Genomic DNA, 14,187 nt, shown 5'->3' on the forward strand with positions numbered 1-14,187 from the left:
TTTCCAATCACGAACAACACAAAAGTTAGACCAAAACACTTTCAATACGCGGATACAATCTTGGAAACCCCATTCGCTGACAAAAATCTTCTAGCAATTCCAATGAAACATTCTTCGGCCGCCAAGCTAAGGCGCTCATCGAGTGATTCATATCGACATTTTGCTCAATTGTCGCCAAGGCCTTCGAAATTAATATTTGCTCGCGATGAAGCAGAATTTTTTCACCAAGCGTTTTTGCACCGCGAATTGGCAACTGATGTACATTATGAATATTTTCGAATAACTCGTTTAGGCAACTGTAATTTGAAAACAACGCTTGAGCGGTTTTTGGGCCTAAGCCTGGCACACCAGGAATATCGTCAATGCTATCTCCAACTAAGGCAAGGTAGTCGATAAACTGATGACTATGTACGCCAAATTTCTCGTAAATATCATCTTTATAATATTGGACGTTTTTAGCGTAATCCCAAAGAAAATCTTGATCTCTACTTAACAACTGCCCGAGATCTTTATCACGAGTTAGAATTGCGATTGGCGTAGCACTGCGTTTCAGCTTTTTCGCGAGAGTTCCGATCAAGTCATCGGCCTCAAATCGCTTGCTACTAAAACTTGCAATCCCCAATAACTCACTAACTTCTCGGCAGGCTTCCAACTGGAAAACTAAATCCTCATCAGCCGGTGGACGACTCACTTTATAATCTTCGTAAATTTCATTTCGAAAGCAAGTACCTAAGCTTTCGTCAAAACACGCCGCTACTTTCTTGGGGCGCTCTTCATCCAACAACCTCAATAAAAAAGTTGTGAAACCATAAACTGCTGCGGTGGGGTACCCGTCCTCACTGGCCCAGTGATCAGGTAAAGAAAAATAGTATTGAAATATATATATCGACGCATCTATGAGGCAGGTTGGTTTTTCAATAGCGGAACTTTTTTTTGTTTTCAAGGTTTTTACAACTTCTCTATTTGATAGTTAGTTTTATTCTCAAAATCTGCCCCACCAAATTGCTGTTTGAGCTTGGCAGCAAAAATTTGCGCTCGTTGTGGAAAACCCTGCTCGCAGTAATCGATGACTTGTTCGTACACATTCAATTTAAAAGCTTGGCTAGCCTCGGCTTTAGCATCCAAGTTATCGCTACTTAATCGAAAGCGAAAATTCGCAGCTCTCGAAAACACCCACTCCAATGCCTGGGGTCTTACTTCAACTTTTTCAAACATTTTTTGTTGGGAATCACTTCGACCATCTGGAGCATACCAATATCCATAATCGGTTTTCATTCGGCGCTGTTCGCCTGCCACACACCAATGAGCAACTTCATGTAACGCGCTTGCAAAATAATCATTGGTAAAAATAATTTCGTGACATTGACCTACAGTAGAAGCCGGGCGATAAATGGGTTCATCTCCACCACCGCTTAAACGAGTGTTATAACTGTTTAAAAAAAGAGAATTGAAAATCGTAATGACCTGGTCTACACAATGAATTGACTGCCTGCTAGATTTCTCGCCGCGGATCTGCGGATGGGATTTAAATACTCGATTCATTATTTGTTTTTTATTACCAATCGAAAATAAGGACATCGCTTATAGACTAAAAGCGTGTATAGAAAATCTGTGCTTGCGCTAAAATTAACTTTATCAACTTGCTTTGGTTTGTCTCGTTACTAAGCGCCTTACAATAGCGCTTATCAATTGCGCTTCTAAAAATGCCAAACAAAAAAGTTGTGCTTTTGATTCCAAGCATATACCTTATGTGGCGAAGCAATTACGGCGTTTCTCTTGGTACGCTTGGTTAAATAGCGTGCAAATAGAGCCAAATTTGGAGGTAGTATTATGAAGACCTCAACTAAAACCGACAACCCAGACAATGTTGTCGACCTCTTCACAGGGAACCCCTACTCTTCTGTCTCAGATACCCGATTTATCCGTCTCGCCCCTGAGCTTGACGGATTAGAAGTCTTATATTCCAACGAATCAAACACTGAGAAACTCTTCAGTCTACAAGTGCTTTGCTGGGGCTTACGGGCAAACGGTGAGGTTTTGGCCTTAGTACCTTGGCTAGACGACATTGTCGCCTGTACTGACATAAAAGACCCCCTCAATGGCAAGTGGGAGGGCTATTTTGATCCCGGCATCGACGAGGTGTTTTATGATGCTCCAATTCACAAGATTGTAGAGCTAGAAACCTCTGCCGAGTATTACGAGCAAATCTGTGAAGATGATACCGACATCATCCAAGAGATCCCTGACACCATTGGTACTCATGCGGTATTTGCTGATGGTCGTCTGGAAAATCTTATACTCACAGAGATCGTAAGCTGGCGTCTTCACCACGACGGTTTGATATGCGGCATGGCGGCTAACGAAAAGTTAGTGAAAAGCACTCCAGTCCTGCCCGGCGACGAATGTTTATATTCAGTCCAATCTAGAGAACAATTCCGATATTACTTCCAGCATCACATCGCTAATCGAATTAAAGCAGAAGACCCAGAGGCTTTAGCGGCAATTTCATTATTAGTGGAAGACTCAGGCTAAAAAATAAAGGCGTAAAGCCCATCACCCATTCAGTATTCACTCAGGGCACAGACTAATGTGCCCTTTTCATATCTTAGAACTGCTTTTCAGCTTCAGTTATCGGGTCCACGCTAAATAGCTGTCCACACTCACGCTTTCTCAATTTCGTAGATGTATTCATCGTCACTGGACTCATGAGATACCAAGGTGTGTCCTAAGTATGTACAAAACTTGGGTATATCACGCTCGGTAGAAGGGTCAGTAGCAATGACTTTAATCCTCTCGCCCTTCGCTACCAACCTAATTTCTTTATGTAGGAGCATAAGGGGCTCAGGGCAAAGCAAACCGGTGGTATCGAGTGTTCTTACTGCGGTGTCATTCATGCGGGGATTTTGTCCCAAAACATAGGGCAAAGTAAATGTCTGTATCTCCTCTCTCAAATAGCAAGAGAGCAATCGCGAATATGCTATTGAAAGCCATGTGGATTACAAAGGGAAACGCTATCCGCTGAGATGGACACTGCGAATGCGGAGGCAGAGATTATCGGGTGGACCTTTAAAAGGAACGAAAGTGGTATCGCTTAGGCTTTGAGGCCCCAAGGAATATTCACTTCTTGTCTGGGCATGATGTTGATGGATTCGGTTCTATCATCAAAAACTATTAGCGCTTCCTGCTTAATAATTTGCGTGCGAACCTGATCAACTTTGCCCCCAAAACTCATCTCAGTTGAGCCGTAATCAGTACCTTCACGGCTAACAAAAGACTCAATTAGGGTTTGTAGTGTTTCAGGCGCTAAACGTTCGTGAGGGATGATCATTCTTGGCAAAACCTTCTTCAATTTAATGAAACTGCGAAATACCGAATACCAGTAAGCGCTTGATTTCCATTCAATTTCATCATCGCTGGAAAACAAGAACCTTCCTTCGATAACGTGTCTACTTGCCGACAATGTCCTGTATAAAAAGTAGTCGGGGCTTTGGTTGTTGTCAAACCTGAAACAGGGTTTTGTGTTGTTCATCACCCTTTAAGAAAACATCAGTTTGCGTAACAGTAATCTCCGTGACGGCTACTGATTTAAACTTATAGGAGCTAGCCATATTGGCTCTCTCCATGTTCAGATTCTTATAATTATTTTTATAGTTTTTAAATCTTTTAAGCACTCTTTTTATAAAATGCGAGCGCAAGAGTAATCCGAGAACGCGAATCATTCAATAGTAAATTGTTAAGAAATCTGTGATTAATGAATAACTTGTTGCTTTTTCTAACACTAACTTATTAAATCATTTCCCCAACTGATTAATTGATAATCAAAAAAAGTTTTTGCACTTCTTTGGAACATATATATGAGAGGTAATACGTGCCAAGCAATCTAGTAATAACGATAATTAGCGACGATAAACCCGGCATTGTTGAGTCTTTAGCAAACACAATAAAGAGCCATCATGGCAACTGGTTAGATTCACGAATGTTAAGTCTGGCGGGGAAGTTCGCTGGAATCCTCCAAGCAAGCGTAGAAGAAGAACACTTAGAAGCCTTAAGCGCTTCGCTGTTAAAGCTATCGAGTTCCGGTCTTAAAATAATCGTAGAACGGTCCGATCAGGGGAACTTAAACCTTGATGATCAACGCCTAGGGTTTTCTATTGTAGGAAACGACAGACCCGGGATAATTCACGATGTGACCCAAGCTTTGGCAACACGAAAAATTAATTTAGAAGAATTAAATTCACAATGTACAAGTATGCCTCACGTCGGCACTCCGTTATTCGAAGCTACTGGTATCGTGAGACTTCCGGAACATACAGACTTACTGGAATTAGAAAATCAACTCGATCAAATCTCAGAAATGTTAGCGATCGATATTCAGCTAGAAGAAGATCAGAATTGATTTTTGTTCTTAAAAAAACAAACGATTCGAGAATTATTAACTAGCGCGGAAAATTTTAAGTAACTACACCACGCAGTAATAAGCCAACACCGTAAGCGAGCAATGCAGCAACGCCTCCTACGGCAAAGGTTTCAAACCCAGAGCGTTGCCAGCTATGGCTAACGTAATCTCCCTTAAAAGCGCCGACAATAAAAAACGCCACCATGGTGATTACGCTACTCCAAATAAAAGGACTAACAATAAATCCAGGCATCCACCAATTTAATAAAAATGGGATTAAAGGTAAAACACCTACCAAGGCGAAAGCAAAAAACGTCACTAATGCAGCCGCTCCAGCCTTTGTCGGCTCTAGGCTCAATCCGTGTTCTTCTTGCAACATGACATCTGCCCAGCGATTTTTATCCGCGGTGATAACTGAAACTACTTCTTCTAGTTGCTCACCGCTGAAACCTTTCGCAGCATAAATTTGCCGAATCTCCTCGCGTTCACCATCGGGAAACTTTTCTATTTCGGCCAACTCTTCACGACGTTGGTTTTCAACGTGCTGATTTTCTGCTTTAGTACCTAGATAGTTACTGATTGCCATACTAAAACCATCGGCAAGAATATTGGCAAGCCCTAAAATTATTATTACCGAACTCGACAAACCGGCACCAGCAACCCCGGACACCACCGCGAATGTTGTTACGGCACCATCAATTGCACCATAAACGAAATCTTTTACGTAAACCTGAGAAGGGCCTGCTGCTAAACGTTTTGAAATTGCTTCGGGACTATGATCTAGATATATACGACGCGAATTAAATATCCCCATGACGGCCCTTAATGGTCAAATAATTTTAAAAAAGTTGGAAATTTGTTGTTATAAAAAACAGTAAATCACTGCAGAACTTCACGCCAGAAAATAACCCGATCGTGACCTCGATAATGTTCAAAGCGAATCGTGACAACTGGATGAAGCGGATCGTTATAAGACCCATCTTGGTTCCAGTCGCCCTGCAAAAAATCCAAGGCACTGAGATCAATATCAATCGGGTAAGCGACTATACTTCCTGATGCTCCGTACTCTATGCCCGCGCGACCATCACAAAAACCGATTGCAGTTGTCGACAAACAACTATCACCCCCAAGGGGATCGGAAAAATTGAATACCGAAGTGATTCCACCAAGGTCTACTGTTACCCGATCATTTATTGCATCGACCGTATTAGTTGCACCAACAAAATTAATATTTGCAAGCGGCAATTGTGTACATTGATCATCAGAATTAAGGACGAACCTCGATCCATCCCAATACTCTGTTTGCCAATTCATCGGAATCGCAGCGGACTCTGGACCATGTCCATCCTTTACATGTAAACGCCCAAAACGCAGATTCAATAAACCGGATAGTAACTTGCTATCGCAATCAGCATCAACAACACAATTGTTACTGTCACCCGGTTTAAAATCTAAATCAGAAAAATTTGCCGCATCAATGTCATTTAATGCAACGCCAACAACTACGGATGTAAAAGGTCCATCCACGATAACATTTGGGCCCGCTAATGCACGATTGAAAACACTCGCCGTATCACTAACCATGACGACGCCATCATCCCAGCTCGCCATTGCTGCACTCAAACGAGAGCCAAGATCATCACCGTTATTGTTATTTTCCGCATGATAACTTACTGATGCCGCGGGATAAGACAAGTCAGTATTGTCATAGTTGTTGACCACAGCCCCACTGATATTGCGAGCATGTATTTGATATTCAACTGTCACGGAGGGGTCCGATAAATAACTAAAGCCACCGACGCTGCAACTATCACCTACCGAACCGCTGGCAAGTGAAAAATCTGCTGGATAAAAACGGCCGACGGTATTACTTTCTACCGACGTTACAGTACCTGCTCCGAGGTAATTACCGTCAGTAAGTGAAGGTGATAGGGTAAAGCTACCCACTTCGTTCCAACTTAAACTGTTATTTTCGTAGACACCTGGTGTCGCGACATCGGGTACGAAGGCGTTGGCATTTGCCAAGATACCGATGTTACCTCCGCCCGGAAAAGTTAGATTGGCGATCGTTGTTTGTATATTTTCTGGCGAACTTTCCCGACCAAAAGCCGGCGTACGCGCGCCCAAAGCGTTTCTAGCTTCTAGTCGTACTTCAAAAGAGCTACCCGCCGGAATAAAACCCACACCACCACCTTGCGTGGCAGGATTGGGCGAACCCCCGCTGTCTTGTACATTAATAATCACCAGGCTATCGGGTTTGACGACAAATTCGCTGCTGCTACCGGTTATGGTAATGGCGGCATCATTTCCTTCTACTGGCAGGTCTAATTGACTGTGTAAACGCACCGCACCAACATCGCTGTATTGAAATGGTATTGCAGCAAAACCGTTCGCATCAAAAGACAAATTTACTGTGCTGTAGTTAATACTTGCACCATTGTTGTTACTTTGAATACTCGTACCATTTAATGACAATGTTTGTCCGCTGCTACAGGCGGCTGGATTACGGCACTCATACCCGAGCTCAACATCACGATTAGTATTTTGTACGCGTGCAACACAAGCACCGGTATCACTGCTCGCCTCTACTACTCGCAGCACCGTGTCAGCATCGGCTATTCCAGCAATTTGATTCGGTACCGGCGAAGCGCTAGTGTCACCGTAAAATCGTATCCCAACATCGGTATAGGTAAGGTCCGGATCGGCTGAGGCGATTTCACTTGCCGAACCATCGCTGACATTAATATTCAAGGTTGCAGGAGTCGTTTGTCTTAAATATTGGGTGGTGGTCGCTACACTCCCATCAAAAGTAAAACTGTTGCTACCGGCCCAGGTTCCGCTATTGGGCGTTGTATCGAATACAATGGTGGTTCCGTTCGGAGGATTCATTGGCGTACCGCTGCCATTGAATGCACTAATCGTAATCGCTTCAGCTTCGCAGGTTAGTCCTGTACCACTGTGAGAAATTTCATAATAACCAACATTATTGTTCACGCAGGAATACAAGCCTGCGTCTAACACAGCCGGGCCAGCAGGAATTGGCACAAAAGAACCGCTCGACGGAGTCTGCCATTGCAAACGAATTTCTGCCTGCCCACCTCTCTCATAAAACTCCAGCACTACTGGATAAATTTGTCCCGCCGTCAAAGTCACAGCACCGCTTGTATTGGTAGTTACAGCATGGTCAGTCCAATTTGAAATGACGGCAACGCCGTCTACTGTCAAACGCACACCATCGTCAGATAATGTCCGAAAAAAATATTGTCCGGTTTCAGTAGCGCGGATATAGCCGTTCCACTGAACAGAGAATTGATCGTTACCGATTCCACTGACTCCCGGTGAACCACCTCCCCAATTAAAATTGATGGGGCCGTCAACACGAGAATTAATCACGCCGCCCGATAAATTAACACCGTTGTAATAATCGCCGATTAAACCACCCTGTGGCGTTTGACCAGGACATAATGCAGCGCTACAAAGATGCGTGTCCCCCATTACCACCAATACATCTGCATCAGTCAAAACACTGTCATATACCCGCACTTCATCTAGCTGTCCGCTAAAATATTCTGGGCTGCCGCCGGTATCTTCGATTCGGCCAATGCTCGAATAAGTATTCCCAATAACGCCCGCAGCAATCGCTCCGCTCGCATCAAGATTTCCGTCCACGTATATTTTATAGGTACCCAACATATGGTCTCGCGTTAAGACAATATGGTGCCAAACGTCATCATTGATTACTGTGGACGATTTCGTTGAATAACTATTGCCAACAGACAATCCAATGTGGCCACTCGCATCCAACCAGCCCCAAAAAATATCATCGCTACCACCACTTTGCTCTACCCCCGTAATTCCAGGTGCCAACCAACCGGTATTGTTTCCGGTTTGAGTCGTTCGTATCCAAAATGCGAGACTAGCGGTAGCGTTCAAGGTGTCAGAAATATTGCCGACATTCAGGTAATCATCAAGGCCGTCAAATACGCCGTATCGGCAAGTACCCGGACTACCTGTGACAGCCGAAAGTGCACTTGCCGTTGTCGATCCTCCTACCGCAGTGCCATGCAGACCACTGCCAGCGCTATCGATCACTTCTCCGGCAGTTCCATTCCAACTAGCTTCATCCATACGATATTCTGCAATCGCAAGAGGTACGACTACTGGCGTGGGATAACTAATAATGACAATACCCGCCCCCCCATCGGCACCATCGCCAGCTGAACTCCATCCACCACCGCCACCGGATCCGGTATTGGCTGTGCCTGCTACGCCATTATTACCCGGCAATCCCGGCCCACCTCCATCGCCACCACGGGCATAGGTAAGCGACGACCCCGATATACTTGATGCGTTACCTGCACCGCCAGTGCCACCGATATCATCCGAACCATCCCCACCGGCATTGCCAGCTCCACCACCACCGCCACCACCACGGTTGTCAAAAAATGTATTGTGGCCATCACCACCGGCATTACCTTGGCTGCCCGCACCGCCGGCACGCTGACCACCACCGCCACCACCTGAACCACCGGGGCGGCCATTCACAGCATAAGCACCACCACCGCCACCGCCATTCGCTACAAATCCATCGAAAGTGGAATTGCCTCCATCACCGCCGGTTGTATTTATACCCCCTGCACCTCCAGCGCCGACTGTAACGTTATAGGTAGTTGCAGAAACAGAAAAAACACCGCTAAGCATGCCACCGGCACCACCTCCGCCACCGCCGTGATTAAACACGCTAAAAAAAGATGTGCTTTCACCCGCTCCACCACCGCCACCGCCAGCAACAATCAGGTAATCAACGCTGTTAACGCTCGAAGGTGGTGTAAAAGTACCTGAACCGGAAGTAAAAACATGAATCGTATTGCCACCAACTGTCGAGCTTGTACAGTTAGTACATTGTGACCAGGAAAAATGACTGAACAACACAAATAACAAACTAAAAGAGATTCGCCACCGCAAGGGTAGTGATCGATTTTCTCTGCGAATAAATTTATCGTTTCTCATTGTTCGCCAAAACAACACTATTGTTTGAAATAAATTTTGCAACAAACCTGCTCTCCAGGACAGTTACCGTAAAAAGGCCGAGACTTCTACGGTGCGCTGAGAGTACACCGGAGAACCTCCGCAAGTCGCAGCACTAGATATAGAATAAAAACTAATTGAGTCGGCGCCGTCGATAGAAACTTGGCAAGTTATAGAGGTTCGACAAGCTTGCATTCCAGGAACCGAAAAATTTAAACTCGTGCCGTTAACAGCTGCGCAATTTGCAGATGCGTTTGCCCTCGATATAGGATTTGACACGTCGTAAAACAATCGATTCATTCCTAATTGAGCGCCCGACTCGGCAGCGTAAAATGTTTGCACACTAACTTGTTCTTGCGCTCCGGAAATTGACGTTTGGGAATTTACAACTGACATCGCTGCCGCCAAAAGGCCCATTGCCACAACAATAAATGCCGCGACAGGCATTAACCAACCACCTTGATGGTTTAACAAACGCGGTGCGTCTTTCGACCTCATAGTGACAAGTGACCTACTTTGAAATTTATTAAGGGACATTTCTCACCATCACTTGATGTCGCAATACTATTTTTTCGCCACGACTCGTTACCGGTAATTCAATCAACACAATAATGTTTCTCGCTTCCGTTCCCGCAACGATACTGAACGGGCTCTCTCCTGAGACGATGATACCTTGCGCCAGAACTGATCCGGTATTTGGTGGACTACCGGTAAAATCTGCGTTACTGGGAAAACTCCCGCTGCTTGTATAATTTTCATGAAACAAAAGGTTGCCGCCACTCACACAAAATTGATTCGGATGGTCAGTAACGAAAATTCGTTGGTTAACGGAGTTACGTTGAAACTGTTTTGCCGCGCCAAGTGAAATTACGTTTGGAATCACACCGGTATTAATACTGGAATATAACGCTAAGGCGCTTGGTGCGACGCCATATATTTCATCAGCACTAAGCGCTGCTACTAATACGTATCGCGGCGTTCCTATATCAAAAACCATTGGCGACACATCGATTGTTGATACAGCCGCAGCGCCATTGTCTTGATCAGGCAATTCATCCAAGTAGTTTCCACCACCAACCACGGGCAACCATTCGATACAGAGATTATTCGCGCTGACTCGTATGCTATTTGGTGCAGCGACTCGAAGTTGTCGCGTTATACGCTCGATCGACTGTCGACCTTTTTGAATTAACTGACTACGATTGACCGACTCGTGATAGCTTTCTACGGTGCGAATCATAAAACTGCCGCCGATTGTCGACAGAATCGAAATTAAAACAATCACAACGATCATTTCAATTAAACTAAAGCCGCCTTGTTTAATCCGAAAATTAATTCTCGTTTCTCGACAATATTTTCTTTTCAAAAACATCATAAGAATTATCGTTTAGAAATTCGTTCGGTAAGTTGATAAACTCGCTCGACCACTTATGGACGAAGACACATCAACCGTAATTCGGCGAGCTTGATTATTCGGAATACCTAGATCCGATCCCGCTTCAACTACGGTCACAGTAATCGTGCAGTTCGCAAAACTGGTATCCACTTGTCCATTAAAATCGCCGATATCATCGAAACCAGCATCTGCTGAAATGCCATTACAGGCGGTCGCCCCCAACTCGGCGCTACCACAAGCGGGAATGCCACTGGTAGGCGTCGCTTCATCAAATTTTCTAGCCGTCACTTCATCTAACTTTGCTTGCGCGCACTCAAGTGCTCGAATTTGCACGATAGGATCGACACTACTCGTCACATGATTATTGATCGCTGCGACCAAAGCCGTTAAGCCAATACTCACGACAGTAATAAATACAATCAACTCGATTAAAGTGACGCCTCGAGCAGCAGAAAATATTTTTTTATTAATGTGCATAACCGCTAGCCTCAACTGTAATTGTGACTTGGCCATTATTTAATGAGATGACAGTTGCTGATGTCCTGCCTAATTTATCGTAGCTTAGCGTACCCGTTCCAGCAGTTGCGCTGACACCATTGGCAAAAGCTAAAGGGTAATCGACACCGGGCAAATCGACACTAGAACCATTCTCTCGAACATCGACTGAATTTGCAGAAACAACAAAGGTGATGGGATTGCTTGCACTATCGCGAGCCATCGCGATTTGCTGGGCATGTGTCAAAGCCGCGACTATTTTGTCGCGGCTTGTTAACAGACTTGAATCGCTAATCCGTAAGCGAGGTAAAACAACGAATGAAAGCGCACTAACAATTACGAGAACAGTAATTAATTCAACCAGTGAAAAACCATGACTTCGACCAATCCTTCTTGAATGTCTAATCATGAAAGCACTGTCAAAAAACTAATCTGCCCAATACAAAGTATAGTTTGCCGTCGCACTAGTATCTGTCGCATCGGTAACACTACACACCGCAAAATCACCCTGATCGGCGGCAGCCGCATTAGAACCTTCTGTTACAGTAAATGCCGTAACTTGAGCAACGGTATAACCTGTCATCGGTGCTGTGAGTAAAGCGTTGGCGACCGCCAAGGTACAACCACCCGTTGTTACCACGGGATTTACCCCACTAACACCTGCAGTTTCCGCTAATTCAGCAGCAAAGTTCATCGCACTAGATGAATCAATTCCACCAGCCATTGCCTGCGCAGCTGACAGTCTGGCTGCATCTTGCAAGTTCACGAAACGTGGTACCGCAGTCGCTGCAAGAATTCCCAAGATTACGATAACCGCAATCAATTCAATCAAAGTAAAACCTTGTTGCGCTTTCATTGATACTTCTCCTGTAAAAATACTCACTAAAAAAATTTACTTTCAAAACTTCCCATCAAAAAATGGTCGACTAACTATCTAATGACACTCAAATAGTAAATTCGCTTTCGCAAAAAAAAGTGTCAGAATATTGACGACTCAAGCTAAGTCGTTAATTCGTTCCGATCTAAATTAACTATAGCCATATAAGAAAAGTAAGCCAGATTTTAACTACCACTCGTCTACTTCCTTGGTGGCGCTGTCACCATAACGGTACCGCTTTTTAAATCGTAATCAAAAAAATGTTCGCCGTTATCTGCTCCTACTAATTCATATCGGCAGACATGGTGATTTACTTGAGAAACATGATAGCGTTGCTCGCCTTTTGTAGACTGATTGTCGCTTTTCGTATTCGAATTTTCTTTGGCTACCGATACCGGCATTGGATTCTGAAAAAGCGCCATCCAAAGTTGGCGGCACTCTTCCGCGCTTTGATTCGAACTAAGGGGACTATTTCCTTCTGTGTTTGCAGGCCAGCCATATTCATTTAAAAAAATGGCTACGTTGTCTACATCGACATGCCAGGTAGCAGGAACTTTGCCTTCTACCTGAATACTGCTTTCCACAATCCAACGACCTCGAATGAGTGCGATTGAAGCAGTAAATTGACTGGCCATCACTTCCAAACCGGTACGACGAGCATCATCCAAAATTTTTTCGTAATACTGAAGACTCGCCGTTGCCAAAAAACCGATGATGACGATAACAACAGTTAATTCCAACAAGCTGAAACCCTGTTGAGTATTTTGTTTAACTCTGCACGTCATACATACTCCACATAGGTAAAAATATTCCCAGTGCCAGTATGAGTACGAAGGCCGCCATCACTATTATAAGTATCGGTTCAATTTTAGAACTCAAACTCTCAACATCATAATCCACTTCACGTTCGTAATAGGATGCCACTTCACCTAAAAGCTCGTCGACTTGTCCGCTCTCTTCACCGACAGCAATCATTTGCAACACTAGTGGTGTAAACATGCCGCTGCTTGTGTGAGTTCGTAACAAGCTATCGCCGCGCTCTATACCACTGCGAATAGTTTTAATTTTTTCACCAAGATATAGATTATCGATAACTCTTGAGCACAACTCTAACGCTGTTGGTAGAGGCACTCCCGATCGCAGCATCAAAGAAAAACTTCGACTATAACGTGACATTGACCCGCGCTCGATGATGTCGCCAATAATGGGTAGTCTAAGTTTATGATATCCCCAAAAACGTTTTCCATTGTCCGTTTTTTGGTATTGGTGCCAAGCAACAAATCCTCCCACTATAGCAACCAACATGTAGGGCCAATAACTAACAAAAAAACTCGAAGTACCGAGGAGTATTTTCGTAGGAATTGGTAAATCTGCGCCAAACTTTTCAAACATTTTGGAAAAAGCCGGAATCACTTTGATATTAATTACCGCCATTGCCAAACCAATCGCAATGATAACGAAGGTTGGGTAGCGCAATGCGGCCTTTATGCTTTTACTAGTCTCTAAATCTCGCTCCATGTATTCGCTTAATTGTAAAAATGCTTGATCAAGCCGCCCACTATTTTCTCCGACATGAATAATGCTAATAAATAGGGTATTGAACACTTCGGGGTGCCGGGCCAAAGACACCGATAAGCCCTTACCTGCTTCTAAATTTTCCGCTACATCGTTCAAAGTATTTCGTAACAAAGGATGACTAATAGACGAAGCGAGTCCTTTTACACCTTTTATAAGCGGGATCCCGGCTTTGGTGATCGTATACATCTGTCGGCACAGCATGATCAATTCGGTCTGGCTAATTTTCTTCTGACCCAATTGCTCCATGAACTTACTAAATTCTGATTCTTTATCGTTAATCTCGTCTAACGAGATGGGCACCACACCGAGGTTTGCTAGTTGTCCCGCAGCGACATCAGCACTTGTCGCATCCATTTCTCCGGACACTAGTTGACCTTGCGCATTGCGACCTTTGTAAACAAAATGACTCATCGTAGT

15 protein-coding genes are annotated in these 14,187 nt (G+C 44.3%); 2 read left to right on the forward strand and 13 right to left on the reverse strand.

Translation table 11 applies throughout. From position 1 onward, the window contains the following. Positions 1-25: 25 nt before the first annotated feature. Both ACYUCY_RS08605 and ACYUCY_RS08610 read right to left on the reverse strand, forming a co-directional pair. Positions 26-943, reverse strand: a complete 918-nt coding sequence (locus ACYUCY_RS08605) for a 5'-3' exonuclease (protein ID WP_460226058.1) — start codon at positions 941-943, stop codon at positions 26-28. A 5-nt stretch (positions 944-948) separates the two neighbouring features. Next, the gene (locus tag ACYUCY_RS08610; protein ID WP_460226059.1) at positions 949-1,542 is read right to left on the reverse strand and encodes an elongation factor P hydroxylase; all 594 of its coding nucleotides are present in this window, start codon (positions 1,540-1,542) and stop codon (positions 949-951) included. A gap of 288 nt (positions 1,543-1,830) precedes the next feature. Here ACYUCY_RS08610 and ACYUCY_RS08615 point away from each other — a divergent pair, with 288 nt between their 5' ends. Continuing rightward, positions 1,831-2,532, forward strand: coding sequence for a hypothetical protein (locus ACYUCY_RS08615; protein ID WP_460226060.1), 702 nt, complete (start codon positions 1,831-1,833; stop codon positions 2,530-2,532). 128 nt (positions 2,533-2,660) lie between these two features. Here ACYUCY_RS08615 and tusA read toward each other — a convergent pair whose 3' ends face one another. After that, positions 2,661-2,894 (reverse strand): sulfurtransferase TusA, encoded by a 234-nt coding sequence (gene tusA / locus ACYUCY_RS08620; RefSeq protein WP_460226061.1) that lies wholly within the window; start codon positions 2,892-2,894, stop codon positions 2,661-2,663. 197 nt (positions 2,895-3,091) lie between these two features. After that, positions 3,092-3,424, reverse strand: a complete 333-nt coding sequence (locus ACYUCY_RS08625; RefSeq protein WP_460226062.1) for a YheU family protein — start codon at positions 3,422-3,424, stop codon at positions 3,092-3,094. A 444-nt stretch (positions 3,425-3,868) separates the two neighbouring features. Between ACYUCY_RS08625 and ACYUCY_RS08630 the strand changes: the two genes are divergently transcribed. Further along, a complete protein-coding gene (locus tag ACYUCY_RS08630) occupies positions 3,869-4,396 on the forward strand; it encodes a glycine cleavage system transcriptional repressor (protein WP_460226063.1) in 528 nt (175 codons plus the stop codon). A gap of 55 nt (positions 4,397-4,451) precedes the next feature. On the opposite strand, the gene ACYUCY_RS08635 is transcribed toward ACYUCY_RS08630, so the two are convergent. From ACYUCY_RS08635 to ACYUCY_RS08675, 9 genes are all read right to left on the reverse strand, one after another. Continuing rightward, positions 4,452-5,210 carry a VIT1/CCC1 transporter family protein gene (locus ACYUCY_RS08635; RefSeq protein WP_460226064.1) on the reverse strand — a complete coding sequence of 253 codons (759 nt, stop codon included), beginning with the start codon at positions 5,208-5,210 and terminating at the stop codon, positions 4,452-4,454. Positions 5,211-5,275: 65 nt separating this feature from the next. After that, complete coding sequence (locus tag ACYUCY_RS08640) at positions 5,276-9,406, reverse strand: DUF6701 domain-containing protein (RefSeq protein WP_460226065.1); 4,131 nt, start codon at positions 9,404-9,406, stop codon at positions 5,276-5,278. Between the two features lie 63 nt (positions 9,407-9,469). Further along, positions 9,470-9,922, reverse strand: coding sequence for a hypothetical protein (locus ACYUCY_RS08645; protein WP_460226066.1), 453 nt, complete (start codon positions 9,920-9,922; stop codon positions 9,470-9,472). Positions 9,923-9,950: 28 nt separating this feature from the next. Then, a complete protein-coding gene (locus ACYUCY_RS08650; RefSeq protein WP_460226067.1) occupies positions 9,951-10,799 on the reverse strand; it encodes a PilW family protein in 849 nt (282 codons plus the stop codon). Between the two features lie 12 nt (positions 10,800-10,811). Next, positions 10,812-11,297 carry a type IV pilus modification PilV family protein gene (locus ACYUCY_RS08655; RefSeq protein ID WP_460226068.1) on the reverse strand — a complete coding sequence of 162 codons (486 nt, stop codon included), beginning with the start codon at positions 11,295-11,297 and terminating at the stop codon, positions 10,812-10,814. Beyond that, on the reverse strand, positions 11,287-11,724 hold the full coding sequence (locus ACYUCY_RS08660; protein WP_460226069.1) for a pilus assembly FimT family protein: 438 nt from the start codon (positions 11,722-11,724) through the stop codon (positions 11,287-11,289). Before ACYUCY_RS08660 ends, ACYUCY_RS08655 begins: the two co-directional genes overlap by 11 nt. An 18-nt stretch (positions 11,725-11,742) precedes the next feature. Beyond that, entirely contained in the window at positions 11,743-12,171 is a 429-nt protein-coding gene (locus ACYUCY_RS08665) for a prepilin-type N-terminal cleavage/methylation domain-containing protein (protein WP_460226070.1), read from the reverse strand. Between the two features lie 221 nt (positions 12,172-12,392). Further along, the gene (locus ACYUCY_RS08670) at positions 12,393-12,977 is read right to left on the reverse strand and encodes a type II secretion system protein (RefSeq protein WP_460226071.1); all 585 of its coding nucleotides are present in this window, start codon (positions 12,975-12,977) and stop codon (positions 12,393-12,395) included. Then, positions 12,961-14,181: a type II secretion system F family protein gene (locus ACYUCY_RS08675; protein ID WP_460226072.1), complete on the reverse strand. Its 1,221-nt coding sequence runs from the start codon at positions 14,179-14,181 to the stop codon at positions 12,961-12,963. Before ACYUCY_RS08675 ends, ACYUCY_RS08670 begins: the two co-directional genes overlap by 17 nt. Between the last annotated feature and the right edge of the window lie 6 nt (positions 14,182-14,187).

The organism is Aurantivibrio infirmus (assembly GCF_054767315.1).

What these genes read in the sequence shown, in the direction of transcription:
- ACYUCY_RS08660 (WP_460226069.1), bottom strand. Translation starts at nt 11,724, where the DNA reads ATGATTAGACATTCAAGAAGGATTGGTCGAAGTCATGGTTTTTCACTG.
- ACYUCY_RS08615 (WP_460226060.1), top strand. Translation starts at nt 1,831, where the DNA reads ATGAAGACCTCAACTAAAACCGACAACCCAGACAATGTTGTCGACCTC.
- ACYUCY_RS08650 (WP_460226067.1), bottom strand. Translation starts at nt 10,799, where the DNA reads ATGATGTTTTTGAAAAGAAAATATTGTCGAGAAACGAGAATTAATTTT.
- ACYUCY_RS08675 (WP_460226072.1), bottom strand. Translation starts at nt 14,181, where the DNA reads ATGAGTCATTTTGTTTACAAAGGTCGCAATGCGCAAGGTCAACTAGTG.
- ACYUCY_RS08665 (WP_460226070.1), bottom strand. Translation starts at nt 12,171, where the DNA reads ATGAAAGCGCAACAAGGTTTTACTTTGATTGAATTGATTGCGGTTATC.
- ACYUCY_RS08670 (WP_460226071.1), bottom strand. Translation starts at nt 12,977, where the DNA reads ATGACGTGCAGAGTTAAACAAAATACTCAACAGGGTTTCAGCTTGTTG.
- ACYUCY_RS08640 (WP_460226065.1), bottom strand. Translation starts at nt 9,406, where the DNA reads ATGAGAAACGATAAATTTATTCGCAGAGAAAATCGATCACTACCCTTG.
- tusA (WP_460226061.1), bottom strand. Translation starts at nt 2,894, where the DNA reads ATGAATGACACCGCAGTAAGAACACTCGATACCACCGGTTTGCTTTGC.
- ACYUCY_RS08635 (WP_460226064.1), bottom strand. Translation starts at nt 5,210, where the DNA reads ATGGGGATATTTAATTCGCGTCGTATATATCTAGATCATAGTCCCGAA.
- ACYUCY_RS08610 (WP_460226059.1), bottom strand. Translation starts at nt 1,542, where the DNA reads ATGAATCGAGTATTTAAATCCCATCCGCAGATCCGCGGCGAGAAATCT.
- ACYUCY_RS08645 (WP_460226066.1), bottom strand. Translation starts at nt 9,922, where the DNA reads ATGAGGTCGAAAGACGCACCGCGTTTGTTAAACCATCAAGGTGGTTGG.
- ACYUCY_RS08655 (WP_460226068.1), bottom strand. Translation starts at nt 11,297, where the DNA reads ATGCACATTAATAAAAAAATATTTTCTGCTGCTCGAGGCGTCACTTTA.